At 63.7% G+C, this 19167-nt stretch carries 16 protein-coding genes; 5 read left to right on the forward strand and 11 right to left on the reverse strand.

The window, feature by feature from the left end; all coding sequences use genetic code 11:
- Positions 1–471: 471 nt before the first annotated feature.
- Together hpnH and HNO79_RS13050 are read left to right on the forward strand one after the other, a co-directional pair.
- Entirely contained in the window at positions 472–1659 is a 1188-nt protein-coding gene (gene hpnH, locus HNO79_RS13045) for an adenosyl-hopene transferase HpnH (RefSeq protein WP_010515706.1), read from the forward strand.
- A gap of 139 nt (positions 1660–1798) precedes the next feature.
- Entirely contained in the window at positions 1799–3088 is a 1290-nt protein-coding gene (locus HNO79_RS13050; protein WP_010515707.1) for a hemolysin family protein, read from the forward strand.
- 214 nt (positions 3089–3302) lie between these two features.
- Here HNO79_RS13050 and HNO79_RS13055 read toward each other — a convergent pair whose 3' ends face one another.
- Both HNO79_RS13055 and HNO79_RS13060 read right to left on the reverse strand, forming a co-directional pair.
- Entirely contained in the window at positions 3303–5279 is a 1977-nt protein-coding gene (locus HNO79_RS13055) for a lytic transglycosylase domain-containing protein (RefSeq protein WP_048855284.1), read from the reverse strand.
- A 190-nt stretch (positions 5280–5469) separates the two neighbouring features.
- Positions 5470–6396 (reverse strand): uracil-DNA glycosylase, encoded by a 927-nt coding sequence (locus HNO79_RS13060; protein ID WP_214165472.1) that lies wholly within the window; start codon positions 6394–6396, stop codon positions 5470–5472.
- A gap of 18 nt (positions 6397–6414) precedes the next feature.
- On the opposite strand from HNO79_RS13060, the gene HNO79_RS13065 reads away from it, so the two are divergent.
- Entirely contained in the window at positions 6415–8259 is a 1845-nt protein-coding gene (locus tag HNO79_RS13065; RefSeq protein WP_244987544.1) for a tetratricopeptide repeat protein, read from the forward strand.
- Positions 8259–9185, forward strand: a complete 927-nt coding sequence (locus tag HNO79_RS13070; protein WP_214165471.1) for a 4-(cytidine 5'-diphospho)-2-C-methyl-D-erythritol kinase — start codon at positions 8259–8261, stop codon at positions 9183–9185. The genes HNO79_RS13065 and HNO79_RS13070 overlap by 1 nt, the downstream gene beginning before the upstream one ends.
- 169 nt (positions 9186–9354) lie before the next feature.
- On the opposite strand, the gene HNO79_RS13075 is transcribed toward HNO79_RS13070, so the two are convergent.
- The 6 genes from HNO79_RS13075 to HNO79_RS13100 all read right to left on the reverse strand — a co-directional run bounded on the left by HNO79_RS13075 (position 9355) and on the right by HNO79_RS13100 (position 15078).
- Complete coding sequence (locus HNO79_RS13075; protein ID WP_200409922.1) at positions 9355–10341, reverse strand: SDR family oxidoreductase; 987 nt, start codon at positions 10339–10341, stop codon at positions 9355–9357.
- A 145-nt stretch (positions 10342–10486) separates the two neighbouring features.
- Positions 10487–11065 (reverse strand): YqaA family protein, encoded by a 579-nt coding sequence (locus tag HNO79_RS13080; RefSeq protein WP_214165470.1) that lies wholly within the window; start codon positions 11063–11065, stop codon positions 10487–10489.
- A 39-nt stretch (positions 11066–11104) separates the two neighbouring features.
- Positions 11105–11581, reverse strand: a complete 477-nt coding sequence (locus HNO79_RS13085; RefSeq protein ID WP_010515716.1) for an OsmC family protein — start codon at positions 11579–11581, stop codon at positions 11105–11107.
- Positions 11582–11621: 40 nt separating this feature from the next.
- Positions 11622–13238 (reverse strand): ATP-binding protein, encoded by a 1617-nt coding sequence (locus tag HNO79_RS13090; protein ID WP_010515718.1) that lies wholly within the window; start codon positions 13236–13238, stop codon positions 11622–11624.
- Between the two features lie 9 nt (positions 13239–13247).
- Positions 13248–13967, reverse strand: a complete 720-nt coding sequence (locus HNO79_RS13095) for a response regulator (RefSeq protein WP_010515719.1) — start codon at positions 13965–13967, stop codon at positions 13248–13250.
- Between the two features lie 88 nt (positions 13968–14055).
- Complete coding sequence (locus HNO79_RS13100; protein WP_214165469.1) at positions 14056–15078, reverse strand: cysteine synthase A; 1023 nt, start codon at positions 15076–15078, stop codon at positions 14056–14058.
- Positions 15079–15227: 149 nt separating this feature from the next.
- Between HNO79_RS13100 and HNO79_RS13105 the strand changes: the two genes are divergently transcribed.
- Positions 15228–15638, forward strand: coding sequence for a rhodanese-like domain-containing protein (locus tag HNO79_RS13105; RefSeq protein ID WP_010515722.1), 411 nt, complete (start codon positions 15228–15230; stop codon positions 15636–15638).
- A gap of 54 nt (positions 15639–15692) precedes the next feature.
- Here the strand turns inward: HNO79_RS13105 and HNO79_RS13110 are convergent, their stop codons facing one another.
- From HNO79_RS13110 to HNO79_RS13120, 3 genes are all read right to left on the reverse strand, one after another.
- A complete protein-coding gene (locus HNO79_RS13110; RefSeq protein ID WP_408885698.1) occupies positions 15693–16589 on the reverse strand; it encodes a DUF2272 domain-containing protein in 897 nt (298 codons plus the stop codon).
- A gap of 182 nt (positions 16590–16771) precedes the next feature.
- On the reverse strand, positions 16772–17131 hold the full coding sequence (locus HNO79_RS13115; RefSeq protein ID WP_010515724.1) for a hypothetical protein: 360 nt from the start codon (positions 17129–17131) through the stop codon (positions 16772–16774).
- 57 nt (positions 17132–17188) lie between these two features.
- The gene (locus HNO79_RS13120; protein WP_214165467.1) at positions 17189–18955 is read right to left on the reverse strand and encodes a Na+/H+ antiporter; all 1767 of its coding nucleotides are present in this window, start codon (positions 18953–18955) and stop codon (positions 17189–17191) included.
- Between the last annotated feature and the right edge of the window lie 212 nt (positions 18956–19167).

Genomic DNA, 19167 nt, shown 5'->3' on the forward strand with positions numbered 1-19167 from the left:
CGCGGGTTTGGTCTGATCCATGATGTTCGCGTCCATTATTCTGTGTTGGCCCTTGCCCCGTTCGTGGGGAGGAACCAACCCGGGTTTCGGTTTGGCCAGCCAGCCCCGGGATCGGGGCCGGTGCGGGCTGCTCCGGCGGCGATGAATGGCGGCTCATGGCACGAAAACCATGGCGACCGTAGCGTAATCGCGATGTGTTACTCCGGTTAAGCGTGTAAATACAGTCTCTAATTCTGTGACTGTTGTTAATTGGCCACACCAAAGCTGATAGCAATTGAATACAGGATGGTTTCTGTCCTATACCCTCGCGAAAGGCTTCATGTGTCGTACAAGTCCGCAACCTCGGCATGCTCTGAATGCACGGCTGGGTGATGTTGGACTTGTTTTCTCGTAGGTGGATGTGTCCATAGTCCGACCTACCAGACTTGAAATATGAGACCGGCGTTGGGCCGGTGCAGGAGCAGAGGTTTCATGGCCGTTCCTATTATGCAGGCAGTCCGCGTCGGTGCCTATGTTGTCAAGCAGCATGTCACGCGACGCAAACGTTATCCGCTCGTGCTTATGCTCGAGCCCTTGTTCCGCTGTAACCTGGCCTGTGCCGGTTGCGGCAAGATCGACTATCCCGCCCAGATCCTGAACCAGCGCATGACCCTGCAGGAATGCCTGGATGCGGATACCGAAGCGGGCGCGCCGGTCATCGCCGTGGCGGGTGGGGAACCGCTGCTGCACAAGGAAATGCCCGATATCATCCGTGCGCTGATCGCACGCAAGAAGTACGTATATCTGTGCACGAACGCCCTTCTTCTGGAAAAGAAGATGGACGATTACGAGCCGAATCCCTTCTTCTCGTGGGACGTACACCTTGATGGTGACCCGGCGATGCACGACGCGTCGGTGTGTCAGGACGGCGTGTACGAACGCGCGGTCGCCGCCATCAAGAAGGCGAAGGCCCGCGGATTCCGCGTGTCGATCAACTGCACCCTGTTCGATGGCGCCGATCCCAAGCGCGTTGCCGCCTTCTTCGACGAAGTGATGGCGATGGGCGTGGACGGCATCATGACCGCGCCGGGTTATGCTTACGAACGTGCGCCGGATCAGGAGCACTTCCTGAACCGTCACAAGACGAAGCAGCTGTTCCGTGACATCTTCCGTCTGGGCAAGGGCAAGAAGTGGCGCTTCACGCAGTCGCCGCTGTTCCTGAACTTCCTGGCCGGGAATGAGCAGTACCACTGCACCCCCTGGGGCAAGCCGCTGCGCAACGTCTTTGGCTGGCAGCGCCCGTGCTACCTGCTGGGTGAAGGTTATGCCAAGAGCTTTGAAGAGCTTATGACCGACACCGACTGGGATGCTTACGGCACCGGCAATTACGAAAAATGCGCCGACTGCATGGTCCATTCCGGCTACGAATCCACCGCCGTGATGGATGCCGTCCGCCGTCCCTGGCACATTGCCAAGGTCGCCCTGTTCGGGCCGGAGACGGAAAAGCCGATGGCGCCGGAAATCTCGCTGGCGAACCAGCGTCCGGCCGAATACGTGTTTACCCAGCACGTTGACGCCAAGATGGAAGAACTTGCCGCCCGCAAGAAGCCCGCGGCCCCGCCGCGCGTGAACAAGGTGGCGGCCGCCCCTGCTGCGGAAACGGCCGACGCGGCTGACTGATCGCGTTCATTCGCGCGGTCATGCACGGTTTTGGAAAAGGCGGGACACAGGTCCCGCCTTTTTCTTTTGCATGCGTATTGTCCAGCCATGTCCGCGCGGTGTGCCCGCGCGCGTGATTGTGCTGTAGGATCAGGGGATCATGGTTGTCTCATTGATTGTCATACTGGGTCTTGTCCTGCTCAACGGGCTTTTTGCCATGGGCGAACTGGCCCTGATTTCCGCTCGCCGGGCGCGGCTTGCCATTCTGGCGCGTGATGGTGTCAAGGGATCGGACCGCGCCCTGAAACTGGCGGGAGACCCGCAGAGCTTCCTGCCCACCGTCCAGATCGGCATGACCCTTGTCTCCATTCTGGAGGGCACCTTCGGCGGCAACAGTATCGAAGCAGGCGTCAGCCACTGGCTGTCCCATATCCCTGCCCTGCGCTCCATTGCGGATGAACTGGCCATGTTCCTGGTCGTCAGCAGTATTACCGCGGTCATGCTGGTGCTGGGGGAACTGGTGCCCAAGCAGATCGCGCTGCGGCAGCCCGAACTGATCGCAGCGCGCCTGTCGCTGCTGCTGGAATGGATGGCGTGGCTGACGCGGCCCATCGTGTGGCTGCTGGGGCGATCGTCGGAACTGGTGCTGAAGCTTATGGGTATTGGCGGCGCGATCCGGCAGTCCGTCTCGGTCGAGGAACTGCGGGCCTACATTGCCGAAGGGGCGCAGGCTGGCGTGCTGGAGCAGGAAGAGCGCGACATGATCGAACGCCTGCTACGCCTGGCCGAACGTCCCGTGCGGGCCATCATGACCCCACGGAACGAACTGTGCTGGGTGGAACGGCATGTGCCCCGTGCGCAACTGCTGCAGGTCCTGCGTTCGACCACCTATTCCCGCATCGTGGTGTGTGAGGGAGGGGTGGATAACCCGGTGGGCGTGATACTGGCCAAGGACATGCTGGACCGGTTTCTGGATGGCAAAAGCCCATCAGTGGAAATCGGGCTGCGGCATCCCATCTCGGTGCCCGATACGCTGTCGGCCTTTGACATGCTGGAGCGTATGCGCGCGTCCCCGCTGGGCCTTGCGCTGGTGCTGGATGAATATGGGTCGTTCGAAGGGATTGTGACCTCGTCCGACCTGTTTGGCGCCATTGTGGGGGAACAGCATGAACCGGGGAACACGCCGCCCCAGCGGCTGGCGCATGATAATGTGCTGGTGCTTGACGGGTCCATGCCTGCGGATGAGGTGAAGGACCGGCTTGGCCTGTCCGACCTGCCAGCCGAAGGCAGCTATCACACCCTTGCGGGGCTGATACTGGCCCTGCTGCGGCGCGTGCCGGCCAGGGGGGACAAGGTTGTCTTTTCAGGCTGGCTGTTTGAGGTGCTGGAAATGGAAGGGCGCCGCGTGGTGCGCGTGCAGGCCAGCCGCCAGCTTCTGGCGGAAAACTGACTGCTGCGTCCTTCCGTATAAAAACAGGAGAAGTTTTCGGATGCTGCCTTTTCAAAAAGGCGGCGTTCCCGGATGATTTCTGGAAAACGCTTTACCGGAAGCGTCCTTCAATGTTCGGGACGTTCCACAGGCAGGGTATTTCAGACGGCGTGCCATAAAAAAAGGGCGTCCCCCGACAATGGGACGCCCTTTTTTTACGGATATGCAGAACCCGTTAATGGATGGTGTGGCCGGTATGTCCCGCCATGGCCATTTCCGCGCCAAAACCGGGCCATTCATTGCGGGCCAGTGTTTCCAGCGAAGGCGCTGCAATTCCCAGCCTGTCGGCATAGATCCACAGATAGGTGAATGCCCGGCGGACATAATCACGTGTCTCGGTATTGGGCAGGCTTTCGATATACAGCAGCGGATCCTCGCCTTCGTCCATGGTCGCGCTGCGGCGCGAAATGGCGGACGGACCGGCATTATAGCTGGCCAGCATGCGGATCATGTCGCCACCCGGCGGCACATGCCTGCCACCGGCCTGCGTGGAAAGCTGGGCCAGGTAAAGTACGTAGCGCTGCCCGATATCAAGATTGGTCGCAGGGTCATGCAGGTCCACGGGACGCCGGGTGAACCGGTCCTTGTCATGCATGACGAAACCGGCCGTGACCGGCATGACCTGCATGAGGCCATGCGCACCGGAGCCTGATACCGCATTGCTGTCGAAATTGGATTCCAGCCGCGTCAGCGCATAGACCAGTGCCGGGTCCATGCGGAACCCATGTTCAGGCTGCAGCGGCGGCAGGGGGAAGCGGGATGCGTGGGTACTGTGCTCGCTCTCGTTCGTGTCGATCAGCATGAGCATCTGGGCCGACAGGTCCTTCATGTTCATGGCGTCGGCCACCATCTGGGTGGAATGGCACAGTGCGGCGTCGTTCTGGATATCGGGCCACATGCGGCGCAGGGTGGCTTCTGCCCGGTCACGCTCACCCACCTGCAGCAGGGCGAAGGCCCGGCGTCCTGCCGGTGTGGCGGCCACGGCCTCGATATCGATTTCACCCAGCACGCGGCTGCCCGCATGGATGGTCTGCTGTTCGGCCGCCAGTGTCATGGCGGCGTTCGGGCCGATGGTACCGGATGGATGGACGGATCTGGAGGCCGGTGTACGCAGGCCAAGGATCTGTGAGGCCAGAAGGCCGTAGAACGTATGTGGTGCCGCGGCCGCGCGGTGCAGCCAGGGGTGGTAGGCCGCCACGTCACCCGTCGCCTGATGGGCGCGTGCGGCCCAGTAGGCGGCACCGGCGCGGATGCCGCCCGGTGTCAGGCTGGCGCGTGATGCGGCTTCGAACAGGGGTTCAGCCATGTCCGGCCGTCCCTGCCGCCATGCGGCCAGACCGGCCACATAACCCGCAAGACCCAGCCGCTGGCCGGATCTGGCAAAGGCATCGCGCGCGATTGACATGGCCAGCCGGTTTTCACCGCTGCTGAACATGGTCATGGCGATTTCTGCCTGAAGATGGGCTGCATACAGGTCATTCATGCCCGGCGTCACCGCGATCAGGTGCAGGGCGCTGCGTGCCCCCTTTACCCCCTGCGCGGCACGTTCGCGCACCGTGTGGTCAAGCAGGCTGTTACGGGTAAACACGCGGAGCGAGGGGTCATCCTCCTCCGGCAGGCGGATATGCTGCGGGGGGTGACTGCTGTCCAGCGCGTTATGGGCCGGCGCTGGCGGCAGGGGGCCGCCCCTGTTGGGCATGGAGGACAGCAGGGAATAGATCGCGGGCGAATCCGCAAGCCCCGAAAACGTCCGCAGCCATAACCTCAGCTGTCCGGGGCTGGCATGGTAGGCGGGGTTGAGATACCGCGCGGCCAGGATGTCCCCCAGCAGGGTATCATCATGGATCGCGGCCGTTTCATGGATTGCGGCATCGAACTTGCCATCCGCCTGCAGCCGGAACACCCGGCGGATACGGCTGACGTCATCGGGCGAGAGGGGACGCGGCAGCCCGGCACTGCCCTGCGTGGGCAGACGCGGAAGGGCGAGTGCCGTTTCCTCGTTATGGTCGCCGTGGCTGGCCGGATCCTGATCCGGCCTTCCGGCGTCCACCGTTTGGGCACGCAGCGGCGCGAACGCCGCTCCTGCCAGAAATGCGGCGCCAGCCAGGAAGGCTGCCACCGCGTGATGGGGGGTATTGAGTGTCCCTCGCATAGCGCAGCCGGATGTAAGCCCTGTGCGGGAGGAAAGCAATAGCTAACGCATTAAGGGGTGGTAAATAAGTTTTCAGAACAGATACGGGAACTATATGTAAACAGTAAAAAACATATACTCGAAACAGAACGAATATCTACCATTCCCAAGCTAATCGCCCGGAATGATTATGTTAATACCCTTTATGATTTTAAAGGATGTTTCCGATTGTTTCCCGGATCAGAAGCATGTCTTTCCATGCATCCCGGCGGGCCGTGGCGCTGGCGCGCAACTGTAGCGGATGGCGCATGGGCAACGCCTGGATCGTAGGCACGGTTGCACCGTCATCCGCACAGTCGGGGGGCAGGGGCAGGTCGCGCCACCGGCCCCGCATGCGCGCCGCCGTGGTGCGCTGGCCCAGCAGGACGGAGACCGGCAGGTTGCCCATGAGTACCACGCGCGCGGGCCGCGCCAGCACGATCGCGCGTTGAATGAAGGGCAGGCAGATCCGTGTTTCGGCAACCGAAGGGGGCCTGCCGCCCGGCGGCCGCCATGGAATGACCGGCGCGCGCAGCAGGGTCGCCTGGTTTATGCCGATACTGCCGAACATGGCGGTGACCAGCGCCCCGCTTTCCCCGGCAAAGGGCTGGCCGCCGCGATCCTCGTCCGCATCCGGGGCTTCGCCAATCAGCATGAGCGGTGCCCCCTCCGGTCCCGCGACAAAGACGCTGTGGGTGGCCGTTTCACGCAGGCTGCACCCTTCGAAGGCGCAGATGGCGGCATGCAGGTCCGCCATCGTGCGCGCGCCACGTGCCGCCTCCCGCGCCGCTGCCACGGCCTGTTCCACCAGCGGGGCGGACCCGCGTGGGACAGGCGGGGGCGGGCGGTGATTTTTATGTGCATTCCCCGCGCCTGCCTGTATGGGGGGGGGCTGTGTCGTCCGGGGGTGGTCGTGTATCGTGGGGGCAGGCGCCAGCCGGTCATGCGGGTGGCTGTCCAGCGCGTCATCGGCGCCCCATTCGACATACAGGCGTAACAGGGACAGGGAATCAGTCATCGGATGGATATATCCCGCACAGGCAATGCAGGCATGCGCCGTTCCGTCCCCATGCGCAGGGTTTGGCAGCGGACGCCGCACGCGGTAGATTCTGGCGTCATGCTCTTACCTCGTCTGTCACGCATGGTCGTGGCCGCCCTTGTTGTACCGCTCATCGCCGGGATTCCCAACCGGGAAATACACGCCGCAACTCCGGATGACACCATCATTCAGGCAGGACAGCACGATCTGGCCACCAACCTGCTGGTGGGCAGCGTTGCCGCCAGCGAGGGTGATAACGCCAGCGCCGCGCTGGCCTTCCGCAACGCAGCACAGCTTGCGCCGACGTTCCGCCTGTTCAGCGAACGGGCGTTTTATTACAGCATTCTGGCTGGCAGCCCGGAGGCCGCGACACTGGCCCGCTCCCAGACACCCGGCGTCATGTCCGCGCTGGTGCTGGGGAATGCCGCGGCTCTTGCCGGGAAATGGGACGAAGCCCTGACGCAGTACCAGGGCGCGCCCGCAGACCAGATCATGACCCTGCTGCGGCCGTTGCTGCGGGCCTGGGCGCTGCAGGGCGCGGGCCGCACGGATGAAGCGCTGGCCGCACTTGAGCCCGCGCGTCAGGATCGTGCGCTGGGGGGATATTATACCCTGCATGCCGCCCTTGTGGCCCAGCTGTCGGGCCAGCAGATGCGCGCGGATACGCTGTTCCGGCAGGCGGCCAGCATGACGGGTGGCGACCTGTTCACCTCGCTGGTCATGGCGCGGTGGCTGGTGACGCAGGGGCACGTGGCGGACGCGCAGGCCCTGATCAACCAGCGCATAACGGGCATGCCGGTGCTGGAGGCGGCGCGCGCCAACATCATGGCCATGATCCAGCGCCCGGTGGTGACCCGCGCGACGCAGGGACTGGCGCAGGCATACGGGCTGATTGCCCTGCTGATCGACCAGCAGTTCTATGCCCGCGATGGCGTGGATGATGATCACCAGCCCGTTGATGCGGCAATGGAGATCGGCACCCTGCGTGGAACCGAACAGATGATGCTGCGCATGGCGCTGATGCTGGACCCGGCGGATTCGGAAGCGCGGCTGCTGCTGTCCTCCACGCTTCATGCCCGCAAGCAGGACCGACAGGCGCGCGAGGCGCTGGACGGCGCGCCCGCCGATGACCCGCTGCTGCCGGTCTACCGGACCGAACAGGCCGATCTTGACGTGGTGATGGGACATAAGGAACAGGCGGCGCTGGAACTGCGCGACCTGCTGCGGCAGGCCCCCGATGACCGCATGCTGTGGTCCAGCCTTGGCGATGCGCTGCTGGACCAGCAGAAATGGGCAGAAGCACTGGATGCGTACCAGCATGCCATGGCGCTGACCCACCACCCGCTGGAAGGCGATGACTGGCGGCTGCTGTTCGGGCAGGCGATCGCACAGGAACGGCAGGACCACTGGCCGCAGGCGCGTGCGCTGCTGCAGCATGCTCTCCAGCTGTCCCCGAACGAGGCGGACCTGCTGAACTACCTCGGTTATTCCATGGTCGAACATGGCGGCGACCCCGCCCAGGCGGAAACCTACCTGCGGCGCGCGCTGGCGCTGGCACCATCCGACAACCAGATCCGTGACAGCGTGGGCTGGGTGCTCATGCGGCTTGGCCATGTGGCCGAAGGCCTGCCCCTGCTGGAACAGTCCGCCGAGCAGATGCCACAGGACCCGGCCATCAATTACCACCTTGGCGTTGCGTACTGGATGGCGGGGCGCAGGCTGGAAGCGGTGAATGAATGGCAGAACGCAATCCAGTTCCAGCCCGACCCCATGGACCGGCGCAAGATTACGGCGGCCCTGACCTACGCCCGGGCATGGCAGGCCAATGCGGGGCATCCCGGCGTGGCGCTGCCTGCTGACCTCAGGCCTGCGGTTACCCCCGCCGCTCCTTCCCATTCACAGGCAAATGGAACCCATCACTGATGTCCCCACTACGTGAACTGGCTCATGCAAAGATCAACCTGTACCTGCATGTCACGGGGCGGCGTGATGATGGCTATCACCTGCTGGACAGTCTTGCGGTATTCGCCGGGGCGGCGGATGAACTGCGACTGGACTGCGGGTATGGTCGTGGCGGCCATGTCCGCCTGCGGATCGAGGGGACATTCGCCCCCGGTCTGCTGGATGACAGCGCTGACAACCTGATCGTACGCGCGGGCGCGCTGCTGCGTGCGCATGTGGGGACGGATGTTGCCGCCCGCCTGCCGGATGTGGAGATCGTGCTTGGCAAGGAACTGCCCGTAGCGTCGGGAATCGGGGGTGGATCGGCGGATGCCGCGGCGGCGTTGCGCCTGCTGCTGAAGGCATGGGACCTGTCCGTCGATCGTGCCGACCTCATGGTGCTGGCGACCCGTCTGGGCGCGGACGTGCCGGTATGCCTGGACCAGCTGCCAGCCCGCATGGAAGGAATCGGGGAGGAACTGACCCCCGCACCCGGCCTGCCCCCGTGTGGCATGATGCTGGTCAACTGCGGGCAGAGCGTATCCACCCCACAGGTGTTCCGTACGCGTGCACCAGGCTTTACGCCACGTGCGGACCTGCCCGCGCGGTGGAATACGCTGGCGGATATGGTGCGTGACCTGTCGGCACAGACCAATGACCTGCAGGATGCAGCCTGCGCCATCTGTCCCGAGATCACGGCCGTACTCGACTCCCTGCGTGCCGCACCCGGCTGCCGCCTTGCGCGGATGAGCGGGTCAGGCGCCACCTGCTTCGCCCTGTTTGACAGCCCGGAGGCGGCACGGGCGGCTGAACCTGCGGTGCGTCAGGGGAAATGGTGGGTCTGGGCGGGTGATCTGTACCGCACGGGTATGCGGCTGGATGCGCGGGCCGATTCGCTGTCCGCCTGACCGGACATGGGCTGTTGCAGACGGCAGCCCATGAAATATGCCATGGATCAGGAAGCGCTTCTGGTGAAGGCCGTCTCCGGAAAGCGTCGGGGAATGCCACCTTTTTGAAAAATGGCGGCACCCGAAAACCTTCGTTAATTCCTGGCGGAACTCGTGGCGGAGTGTACGCCTAGTCCCGTCTGCGGCGCAGGGCCAGCATTATGATGCCCATAAGGCCCGTGACGGTGGCCAGCTGCGCATGGCGGCTGGTCAGCAGCAGGGGCATGCTCTTTCGGGTGATCATGTCAAATCGGCCATGGGCGGCATAGGCCCCCGGCACGGTTTCATACAGGTCATCGGGTTCGTTGCCTGCAACCGGCGTCTTTTCCATCTGCTTCGCATAGCCCTTGCCCGACAGCCAGCGGTCCGACAGGCCGGGCAGGAAGGTGGCCAGTGCCCAGTTGCGCACACCAGACAGGCCAACCCAGATGTCACGTTCACGCCCGAAGGCGGCGCGGCATATCGCCTCGGCGGCGATTTCGGGTTCGTAAACCGGCCCCATCGGCTTCAGGCGCTTGCCGGTGTGGTTGCGTGTCCATGAAAAGCGTGGCGTGTTGATGGACGGCAGATGGACCAGCACGATATTGATCCGGTCCCCGTCATGCAGGATTTCCGGGCGGATGCTTTCGGAAAAGGCGCGCACGGCAGCGCGGGCTCCGTTTTCCACGGCCTGCAGCGGCGGCGGACGCAGGCTGGCCAGACGGTCGAGGTTGACAATGGTACCATGCCCGCGCCTGCGCATGCGCGCCAGCGCCGAGCGGGTGCCGTTGACGGTACCAAGGTAGGTCACTTCGGTCGCGCGCCGGATTTCATCGGCGTCAAGGGCGGCGACCTGCCCGGTCACGCTGGCGCCCGCGCAGTTGATCCACAGGGTGATGGCGCCAAGGGTTTCCTCGATTTCCTCGGCCGCCTGATCGACGGCCCTGGCGTCGGCCACGTCAACGCAGACGATATGGGTGCGCACGTTCAGTTCGCGCAGTTCGGCCGCCGCATCATTCAGCCGGTCGCGGTTACGGCCCAGCAGGGCGACATCGCACCCCGCGCGGCCCAGCGTGCGTGCTGTGGCGCGGCCGATACCTGCGCCCGCTCCGGTAATGACGGCAACCTGCTGCGGCATGAATGTGCTCCCCCACCCGTTGGAATATAGGCCCGCGAGGATGGTGCAGTCCGCGCGGGGATGAAATCATGACTGGTCCGTCATATCACGCCCCGCCAGACCCGAATACTGCCATGCGGATGGCCCCGGGGCGGCGGGTGGCCCGTCATATGTATTTCAGCGCCAAGATGCCGCCAACCAGCGCCAGCGCGAACAGGCCCGCCACCAGTGGCAGACGGCGTTCGATAAAGGCCTGGATCGGCGCGCCAAACCGGCGCAGCAGGGCGGCCAGCAGGAAGAAGCGCGCCCCACGCGTCACCGCGCAGGCCAGCAGGAAGGGCGCCAGCGGCAGGTGGGCGGCCCCGCTGGCGATGGTGACGAATTTGAACGGGATGGGGGTCAGTCCCTTGATGAGGATGATCCACACGCCCCATTCCCGGAAGCGCTCCTGCAGGACAAGCAATGTGTTCTGTGCATGATAGAACTGCACAATCGGCATCGCAATATAGTCCAGCAGGAACGAACCGATGGTCCATCCTAGCACGGCCCCGCATACGCTGGCCGCCGTGCAGATGGCCGCAAGGCGGGAAGCGCGCGCCCGACACGCCAGCACCATGGGCACCAGCATGATGTCGGGGGGCAGCGGAAAGACGCTGGCCTCGGCAAAGGCGATGACAGCCAGCCATATGATGGCATGTCGGCTGGCGGCCAGGGCAATGATGCGGGCATACAGGCGATCAAGCATTATCGGGCAATGCCATTACGTCTGTCCCACGGCAAGGCATTATTGCGCTCCGGTAACCCGCGGCTCACACAATACCGGGAAGCTGACCGAACGCGCGATGCAGCTGCGCATCGTGGCGTCCTGATGCAGGTCGATCACCTGCTGTATGTCATGGGGGGTGGAAATGGCGGCATGGGGCCGCAGGATGACCTGTGTGATGGAAAAGGAACCGTCCTCGTATTCATCAATCAGGGCTTCGGCGCTGTCGGAATAGGACAGGATACCGATTCCCATGGCGGTGCACAGGTGGATGAACCAGAGCTGGTGATCGGCGCACAGGGCGCCGAGCAGCAGTTTTTCGGGATTCCATTTCTGGGAATCGCCGCGGAAGGCAGGTGCGGCCGAGCCGTCGATAACCGGTCGGCCCACGCAGTGCAGTTCGTAATCACGATGATGGGCCTGCCGGGAAGCCCCGTCATTTCCGCCGTTTCCGGTCCATAAAAGCGAGACCTGATAGCGGTGTGTTCTGTCCGGCATTGAACGCTATATCCTGAATTGTCCGTACGGGAATCGGACCTTAGCAGACAAGTGTGACTGTCACACGCAATCCGTGTGGCTGTCGGTTGCCAAGACGGATATCACCGCCCAGCCCCCATATGATGTTACGCGAAATCGACAGCCCCAGCCCCGTGCCGCCGGTTTCGCGGTTGCGGCTCTGTTCGGCGCGCACGAAGGGATCGAACATGCGTTCAAGGTCTTCGGTAGGCAGGCCGGGGCCTTCATCCTCGATCAGGATGGTGACCTTGTATTCATCGGCGTCCTCGCCATTGCCCTTGTGGGGATGCAGCAGGGTGATCCTGGCGCCGCCGCCATATTTCACCGCATTGGTCACAAGGTTGCTCAGCGCGCGCTTGAGCGCCATGGGGCGTGCGCGCACCAGCACGTCAGGCATGTTTTCCGATACGAATACGATCTGATCCGCCGCATCGAGGTAGGTTTCGGCGGCTTCGTCGGTAATGGTCTGCAACATCGCGGTCAGGTTGACCTGTCCCATCGGCTCGCGCTGGGACGCATCCCGGCCGAAAGCCAGGGTGGCGGCGACCATGGCTTCGAGTTCATCAAGATCACTGAGCATCTTGATGCGCATTTCATCATCTTCAATGAATTCGGCCCGCAGCTTCAGCCGTGTAATCGGCGTGCGCAGGTCATGGCCGATCGCGGTCAGCATGAGCGTGCGGTCCGTCAGGTAACGGCGGATCCGGTGCGCCATGGTGTTGAACGCATGGGCGGCGCGGGCCACTTCGCGCGGGCCGTTTTCGGGCATGGGGGGCGCGTTCATGTTACGGCCCAGTTCCTCGGCGGCGGCGGCAAGGGTGCTGACCGGCGCGATCAGCCTGCGCACGCCCCACAGGATCAGCAGCCCCCCCGTGAACGTCATGATGAGGAAGGCAATGGGGAAGGTGGGGGACCGGAACGGGCTGGGTCGGGGCAGCACGTAATGGATGGTGACCCATCGGCGTTCATCGGGCAGCAGGAAGGCCACGGCCCGCCTGCGTCCGGTCGCGGGGGAAACCAGCACCTGTTCCGGGCGCATGGAAGGGGGCAGTGGCCCCATGCCCTGATCGTTTTCCGGACCAAAGCCATGCGGCCCGCCCGGGCTGTCGGGGCTGAAGGGACCGCCGCCATTATGTCGGCCGGGCCCATCGCCCCCGCCATCCGGCCCACCCGGGCCAAAGGGGACAGGGGCCATGTCATCGGCTCTGGGGCCGTTCCATTCATGTGGCTGGTGCATGTGCGCAGCGAAGGGGGGACGACCGGGCAGCGCGCGCGCATTGATCATGTCCGGCTCGGGGCCGGGGGTCAGGGTAATGGTAATGTTTTCGGGCAGATGCAGGGCGGCCAGTTCCCGGTCGCGGTCGGACGGCGCGGTTTCCACTATGGCGCGGTAGTACGTGAACATCTTGCTGCGCGCGCGTTCATAGATCATGCGCTGGTCAAAATCGAACCGGTCCATCGCGTGGATGGTCAGGCCGATGATCTGGATGATTCCCAGCCCGCCAATCAGCAGCAGCGTGGTGCGTGCCGCCAGCGACTGTGGCAGCAGCCGCTGGCGGATGCGCTGCATCCAGCCGGGGGCCGTGCTTTCATCGGTTTCGGGGGAAGACAGGAATGACGACCAGGATGAATTGGACATGGGCGTCGGTCAGTGACGCTCGACTTCTGATGCGAGGACATAGCCACCGCCCCGTACCGTTTTGATCAGCTGCGCGTTGCGTCCGTTATCTTCCAGCTTGCGGCGCAGGCGGCTTATGGCCACGTCGATCGCCCGGTCAAACGGGCCGGCCTGCCGGCCGCGCAGCAGGTCAAACAGCATGTCACGGGTCATGACCCGGTTGGCCCGTTCCAGCAGGGCCAGCAGCAGGTCATATTCCCCGCCGGTCAGCGGGACCTCCACCCCGTCGGGGTTGAGCAGCCGCCGTCGCCCGGTATCAAGCTGCCACCCTGCGAAGCGCAGCGTGTGCAGCACCGGCACGCTGCGGGGGTCGGGGGTGTCGCTGGCCCGGCGCAGCACGGCGCGGATGCGGGCCAGCAGTTCACGCGGGTTGAAGGGCTTGGGCACGTAATCATCCGCCCCCAGTTCCAGGCCGATGATCCGGTCCGTATCATCGCCCATGGCGGTCAGCATGACGATAGGCACGTTGGCCTGCGTGCGCAGCCAGCGCGAAATGTCCAGCCCGCTCTCGCCGGGCAGCATGAGATCGAGGATCACAAGCTGGTAATGCCCCTCCGCCCACCGGCGGCGGGCTTCCTGCCCGTCGCGTGCGGTGGTGACGCGCAGTTCATTGCGTTCAAGAAACCGTGCCAGCAGGTCACGGATCTCGCGATCATCATCAATGATCAGGATATGGGGCAGCGGGCTCATGGTACCATCCTACATGACCATCGGGGCAGGAACATCAGATGTTTCAATCCGTTGCAATTGCCGCCCTGTCAGGGTCAGGCGCGCGGCCTCAGGCCAGCCAGCCAGGAACCGGCAGGTCCTTGGCGCGCAGGAATTCGGGGTTGAACAGCTTGGACTGGTACCGCGCGCCACCGTCGCACAGGATGGTGGCAATGCGGTGTCCCGGCCCCATGGCGCGCGCGACCCGGATGGCTGCGGCGATGTTGATGCCGGCCGACCCGCCAACCGATAGCCCTTCATGGATCAGCAGGTCATAGATCTGCTCCAGCGCCTCAGGGTCGGGAATGCGCACGGCGTCGTCGAAGTGCAGGCCTTCCAGGTTGCCTGTCACCCGCGACTGGCCAATGCCTTCGGTTACCGATGATCCGCTGATCGACAGGTCGCCCGTCTTGACCCAGCCGTAAAGGCCCGACCCCTCCGGGTCGGCCAGGACGACGCGCGGGCGGGCGACGCCAGCCTGTTCCGCGCAGTCCTCAAGCCCCAGCGTGACACCGGCCAGCGTGCCGCCCGTCCCGCACGAGCAGGTGAAGGCGTCGATCCTGCCCCCCATCTGGTTCCAGATTTCGGGGGCGGTGGTGTGGCGGTGGCCTTCGCGGTTGGCGGTGTTGTCGAACTGGTTGGCCCAGACGCCGCCGGTTTCCTCTGCCAGGCGGCGCGAAACATGGACGTAGTTGCCAGGATCACGGAACGGCTTGGCGGGGACCAAGCGCAGGTCGGCGCCGATCATGCTCAGGAACTCGATTTTCTCGCGGCTCTGCGTCTCGGGCATCACGATGACCGAGCGGTAGCCGCGCGCATTGGCCACCAGCGTCAGCCCGATGCCGGTATTGCCCGCCGTCCCTTCGACAATCGTGCCGCCGGGCTTGAGCGTGCCGCGGCGTTCGGCGTCGTTGATGATGGCAAGGGCTGCGCGGTCCTTGACCGAGCCACCGGGGTTCATGAATTCCGCCTTGCCGTAGATATCGCATCCCGTTGCCTCCGATGCCCGTCGCAGGCGGATCAGGGGCGTATGGCCGATGGCGGCCGGCATGTCCGGTGAGAGGGAGGGGGCGGGATTTGCACTTTCGGCCATAAGGCAGCACCTTCACTGGTCTGGATCATATCATGCGGCACGGCGGCCGGACATGGCGGCCATGCCGGGCGTGTTGCATTCCTTACTATCAGGAATGCGTGCGGCTTGGCATATCCCTAAACAGGTTTTCCCGATGAAAGGAAACAGCAATGATCGATGATATTTCCCCTACCGCTGCATGGGAGGCCGTGCGCAGCCGCCCCAACGCATGGCTGGTTGACGTGCGTACCCCCATGGAATGGGAGCATATCGGCGTGCCCGACCTGTCGGGCGCAGGCAGGACACTGGTGCGTGACAGCTGGCAGCTGCCGCCTGCGGGGCAGGTCAACCCGGATTTCGTCACCACGCTGGAAAAGGCAGGGATCGGCAAAACGGATGAGGTCTATTTTATCTGCCGTTCCGGTGCGCGCAGCATGGCCGCAGCCCACGCGGCGTATGATGCGGGATACCACAACGTGCATAACGTGGCCGACGGGTTCGAGGGACCGGAAGACGCAACCGGTCGCCGTGGCTGCGTTGCGGGCTGGCAGGCATCCGAACTGCCGTGGTCGCGTGGCTGATCACCCGGCAGGTAATGTCCGGCCCGGCGGAGATGATCCTGCCGGGCGGGGTGATTACTGGTCCGCCTGTGGTTCGCTATCGGCGTCGTAGCGGACCTGCAGCACGACACACCAGGGATAGCGGGGGTCAAGGCTTCGGCCCCGGTGGTCGAACAGCCGCCCGTCCTGTCCCACCGGGACATGGGTCAGGGCAACCGCGTCATCTATGTTGCCGCCGATGATGCTGATTTCATGGCCGAAGGGCGCATCATCGTGGGGACCAGCCACCACGATGCCGCAATGGGCGGGAAAGCCCTGTGGTGTGGGCAGGTCACGGAAGCGCACCGACTTGCTGGCCCCGCGCCCCACGCAGATCAGGTCCCCCGGTTTCGGTGCGTAACGGGCGGGGTTGCGGGCCTTCACGCCCTTTTCCTGTCCCGTTGCCGCGGCGTTGATGTAGGTGGCGTGGTTGGGGGAATAGGCAAAGCGGTCATTCGCCCCCGCCACCCGCATGACATACGAAATGAACGCCGCAGACCAGGCAAAGCGGCCATCATGCACGAAATCGGTTATGTGGCCGTCCGCGTCATGCTTGCCGTCCCATGCGATCTCGGTTTCCTGCGGGTCCTGGCCAATCCACCAGTATTCGCCCACGCGCTGCCACAGGCCGGGCGTGCGTTCGGGCTTGACCACGGGCGTGGTCGGCTCGGGGCGCAGCAGGGGATCGTCATCACTGACCGGTTCCCCGAACAGCCGCCATTCGCGCAGGGCGATGGCCACCACGTCCTGCCGGGCAAAGGGTTCGTAATTGCGGGTGGCGAAATCAGGCACATGGGTGTTGACCGCCAGCGGTCCGGCCCCGGTAGCGTATTGCGCAACCGGCGTGGTCGCCCGCCGGGCATGGTTGTCAGGACCATGGGCACAGGCGGCAAGGCAGGCCAGGGAAACGAAAAGGACGATCTTGCGCAAAATCGGCACTCCATTGCAGGCGGCGTGCCCAATCCATACGGGGTGCACCGGCCCGGTGGAAGGGGGCAGCCCGTACATGGGATGAAAATGCGCCATTCATTCCGACGAAAAAACATGGCAGGCGTTTTCAGGCAGACGGCATGTCCCGAAGTGCCTTGCCTGCGCGCGGATACGCCCGGGGCGGGTTAATTGCCGATCCGGTCACCAGTATTGTTGGCGGACTGTGTGCGCCACATGCCTTCGGCCACCATGCATTCCGAGAAAAAGCGGATATGGGTACTGCCCACCGTGGTGGTTGCGCTGCCTGAATTGTTGCTGGACAGCGCACCCATCGAGGCTTTTGTCTCACATTTCTGTTCAGCGGCGACATAGCGGGGATCGTGTTCATCCATCGCGGGCATGTAGCCCCTGACATGACCATAGGGAGAATCCGCATGGACGCGGTGCTGGGGCACGCTGAAATGATGCGAGCGGGCCAGGGCACACGGCGCAAGGACAGCGGTCAGGCACGCGCCCGCGGACAGGGCGCGTAGGAGGGGCGGCATGGGCAGTTTCTCCGGTTTGCAGCTCTGTTGCGGGTATAGGGGCACCGCCCGGCCGTGTCAGTGGCTGACGGCGCTGGCCATGCGTGCATCGGTGGGCTGGGTTGTGGTTTCGTGGTTGTCCGCAGGCAGGCTGTCGGGACGGGGCAGGGAGCGCGCCTCGATCTGGAGTTCCTGTTCAATGAAGTCCAGTTCCTGGTTTATGGTCCATTCGGTTTCGTCATTGATGTGTTTCTGGACCACGCGCATGTGCAGGCGTTCGCGCATGTGCCGGATGATCCGGAAGCGCAGCGCCAGTTCGGCGCGTTTTTCCCGGATGGCGGTGGCGCGTATGCTGGCCTCCGCCGCGCGGGAATTGTCCAGCCTGTGCACCGTATCCTGATATTCATGCAGCAGGCGGCCAATGGCTTCCTGCTTCAGGTCCACCGATTCTTCATGGCCGGGCAGCCCGTCGATTTCCTGCTGTGCCAGCGCCGCCTGTTCGGCATGCAGGGTTTCGATGGCAGTCTGCGCCAGTTCGATGCGCATCATGTCCAGTTCATGCAGGGTGGGGTCTTCTTCATCGGTGCGCATGCCATGCAGCAGCGGCGGGATGGCCATGCTGGCCAGCAGCAGTGAACAGATGATCACCCCCGCCGCCAGCGTCACCAGCAGGTCACGGCCCGGAAATCCCGGTCCCGCCACCGACGCCACCGGCAGCGAGAGCACGGCCGCCAGCGTAATGGCCCCACGTGTGCCCGCCACCGTCATCAGCATTACGGTGCGGGCGGAAGGGATGACCGTCTTGCGGTGGCGGAAATGGGCGAACAGCCGACGTGCGGAAATGGAAATCCAGATCCATGCGAAGCGGATCAGGCTCATCATCAGCTGGATGCCCACAATGGCCAGGATCAGGAACCATGGCGATACGCCACCCGCGCGCGCGATGGCGGCCCCCCCGCTGACAAGATCGGGCAACTGAAGGCCCAGCAGCAGGAAAATCACGGCGTTGAACGTGAAGTTCACCATGTCCCACACCGTGGTGGCTTTCAGTCGCGTCTCGGTCCGGGCTTCGTTCATCACGCCGGTGAACTTGACGGTCATGCCCCCGGCCACGGCGGCCAGGATGCCCGAACACTGCAGCGCGTCGGCAATCAGGTAAATGCCGAACGGCAGCATCATGGCCAGCGTGATATGGGTGGGTGGATCGTCATAGCCGCGTATCAGCAGCACGTGTTCCGCCCGGCACGCGGCCCATGCGCAGGCAATCCCGATCAGGATGCCGCCCGTGGACATGAAGATGAAGCTGCCCAGCGCCTGCTGGAAGGAAAACAGTCCCGTCATGGCCGCCGCCACCGCGAATTTGAAGCACACCAGCCCCGATGCGTCGTTCAGCAGCGCCTCCCCATGCAGGATATGCACCACGCGCGCGGGTGCCCGCCCGCCTTCGATCATGCTGCCGACCGAAACAGCATCGGTGGGGGACATGACGGCGGCCAGCGCAAAGGCCGCGGGCAGCATGATGGGCGGGATCAGCCAGTGGATGAAGTATCCGCATGCCAGCGTGGTAAAGACCACCAGCCCCAGCGCCATCATGATGATGATGTTCCGCAGTTCCCCGAATTCGCGCATCGGCATGCGATAGGCATCGGCGTACAGCAGCGGTGGGATGAACAGCAGCAGGAACATGTCGGGATCAAAACCGATATTCAGCCCCGCCAGGGCGGCAATCGCCCCCACCCCGATCTGGATCAGGGGCAGCGGCACGGGAATCCGTCCCACGCGTGAGATCAGGCTGCTGAGTCCGGTAACGGTCAGTAATGCAAGGGTGATGAAAACGGCATGCATCTGCGGGGGTCTTTTTTATATTTCTATTGTCATCGGCAAATACTTCATTTTCCATTTAATTAAAAATACAAAAAATGTTATTTCGAAGTTCCTGTTTTGTTATTTTCTTCTGCCTGCCATGCAGGAAATAAAGATTTCCCTCCGCTTTCATTGACCCTGTGCGCCCCAATTCCCATTATCGAGGTAAGAGTGACCGCAAGGTCGTATTCATG

The sequence above is a fragment of the Komagataeibacter oboediens genome, assembly GCF_018491655.1.
Taxonomy (GTDB): domain Bacteria; phylum Pseudomonadota; class Alphaproteobacteria; order Acetobacterales; family Acetobacteraceae; genus Komagataeibacter; species Komagataeibacter oboediens.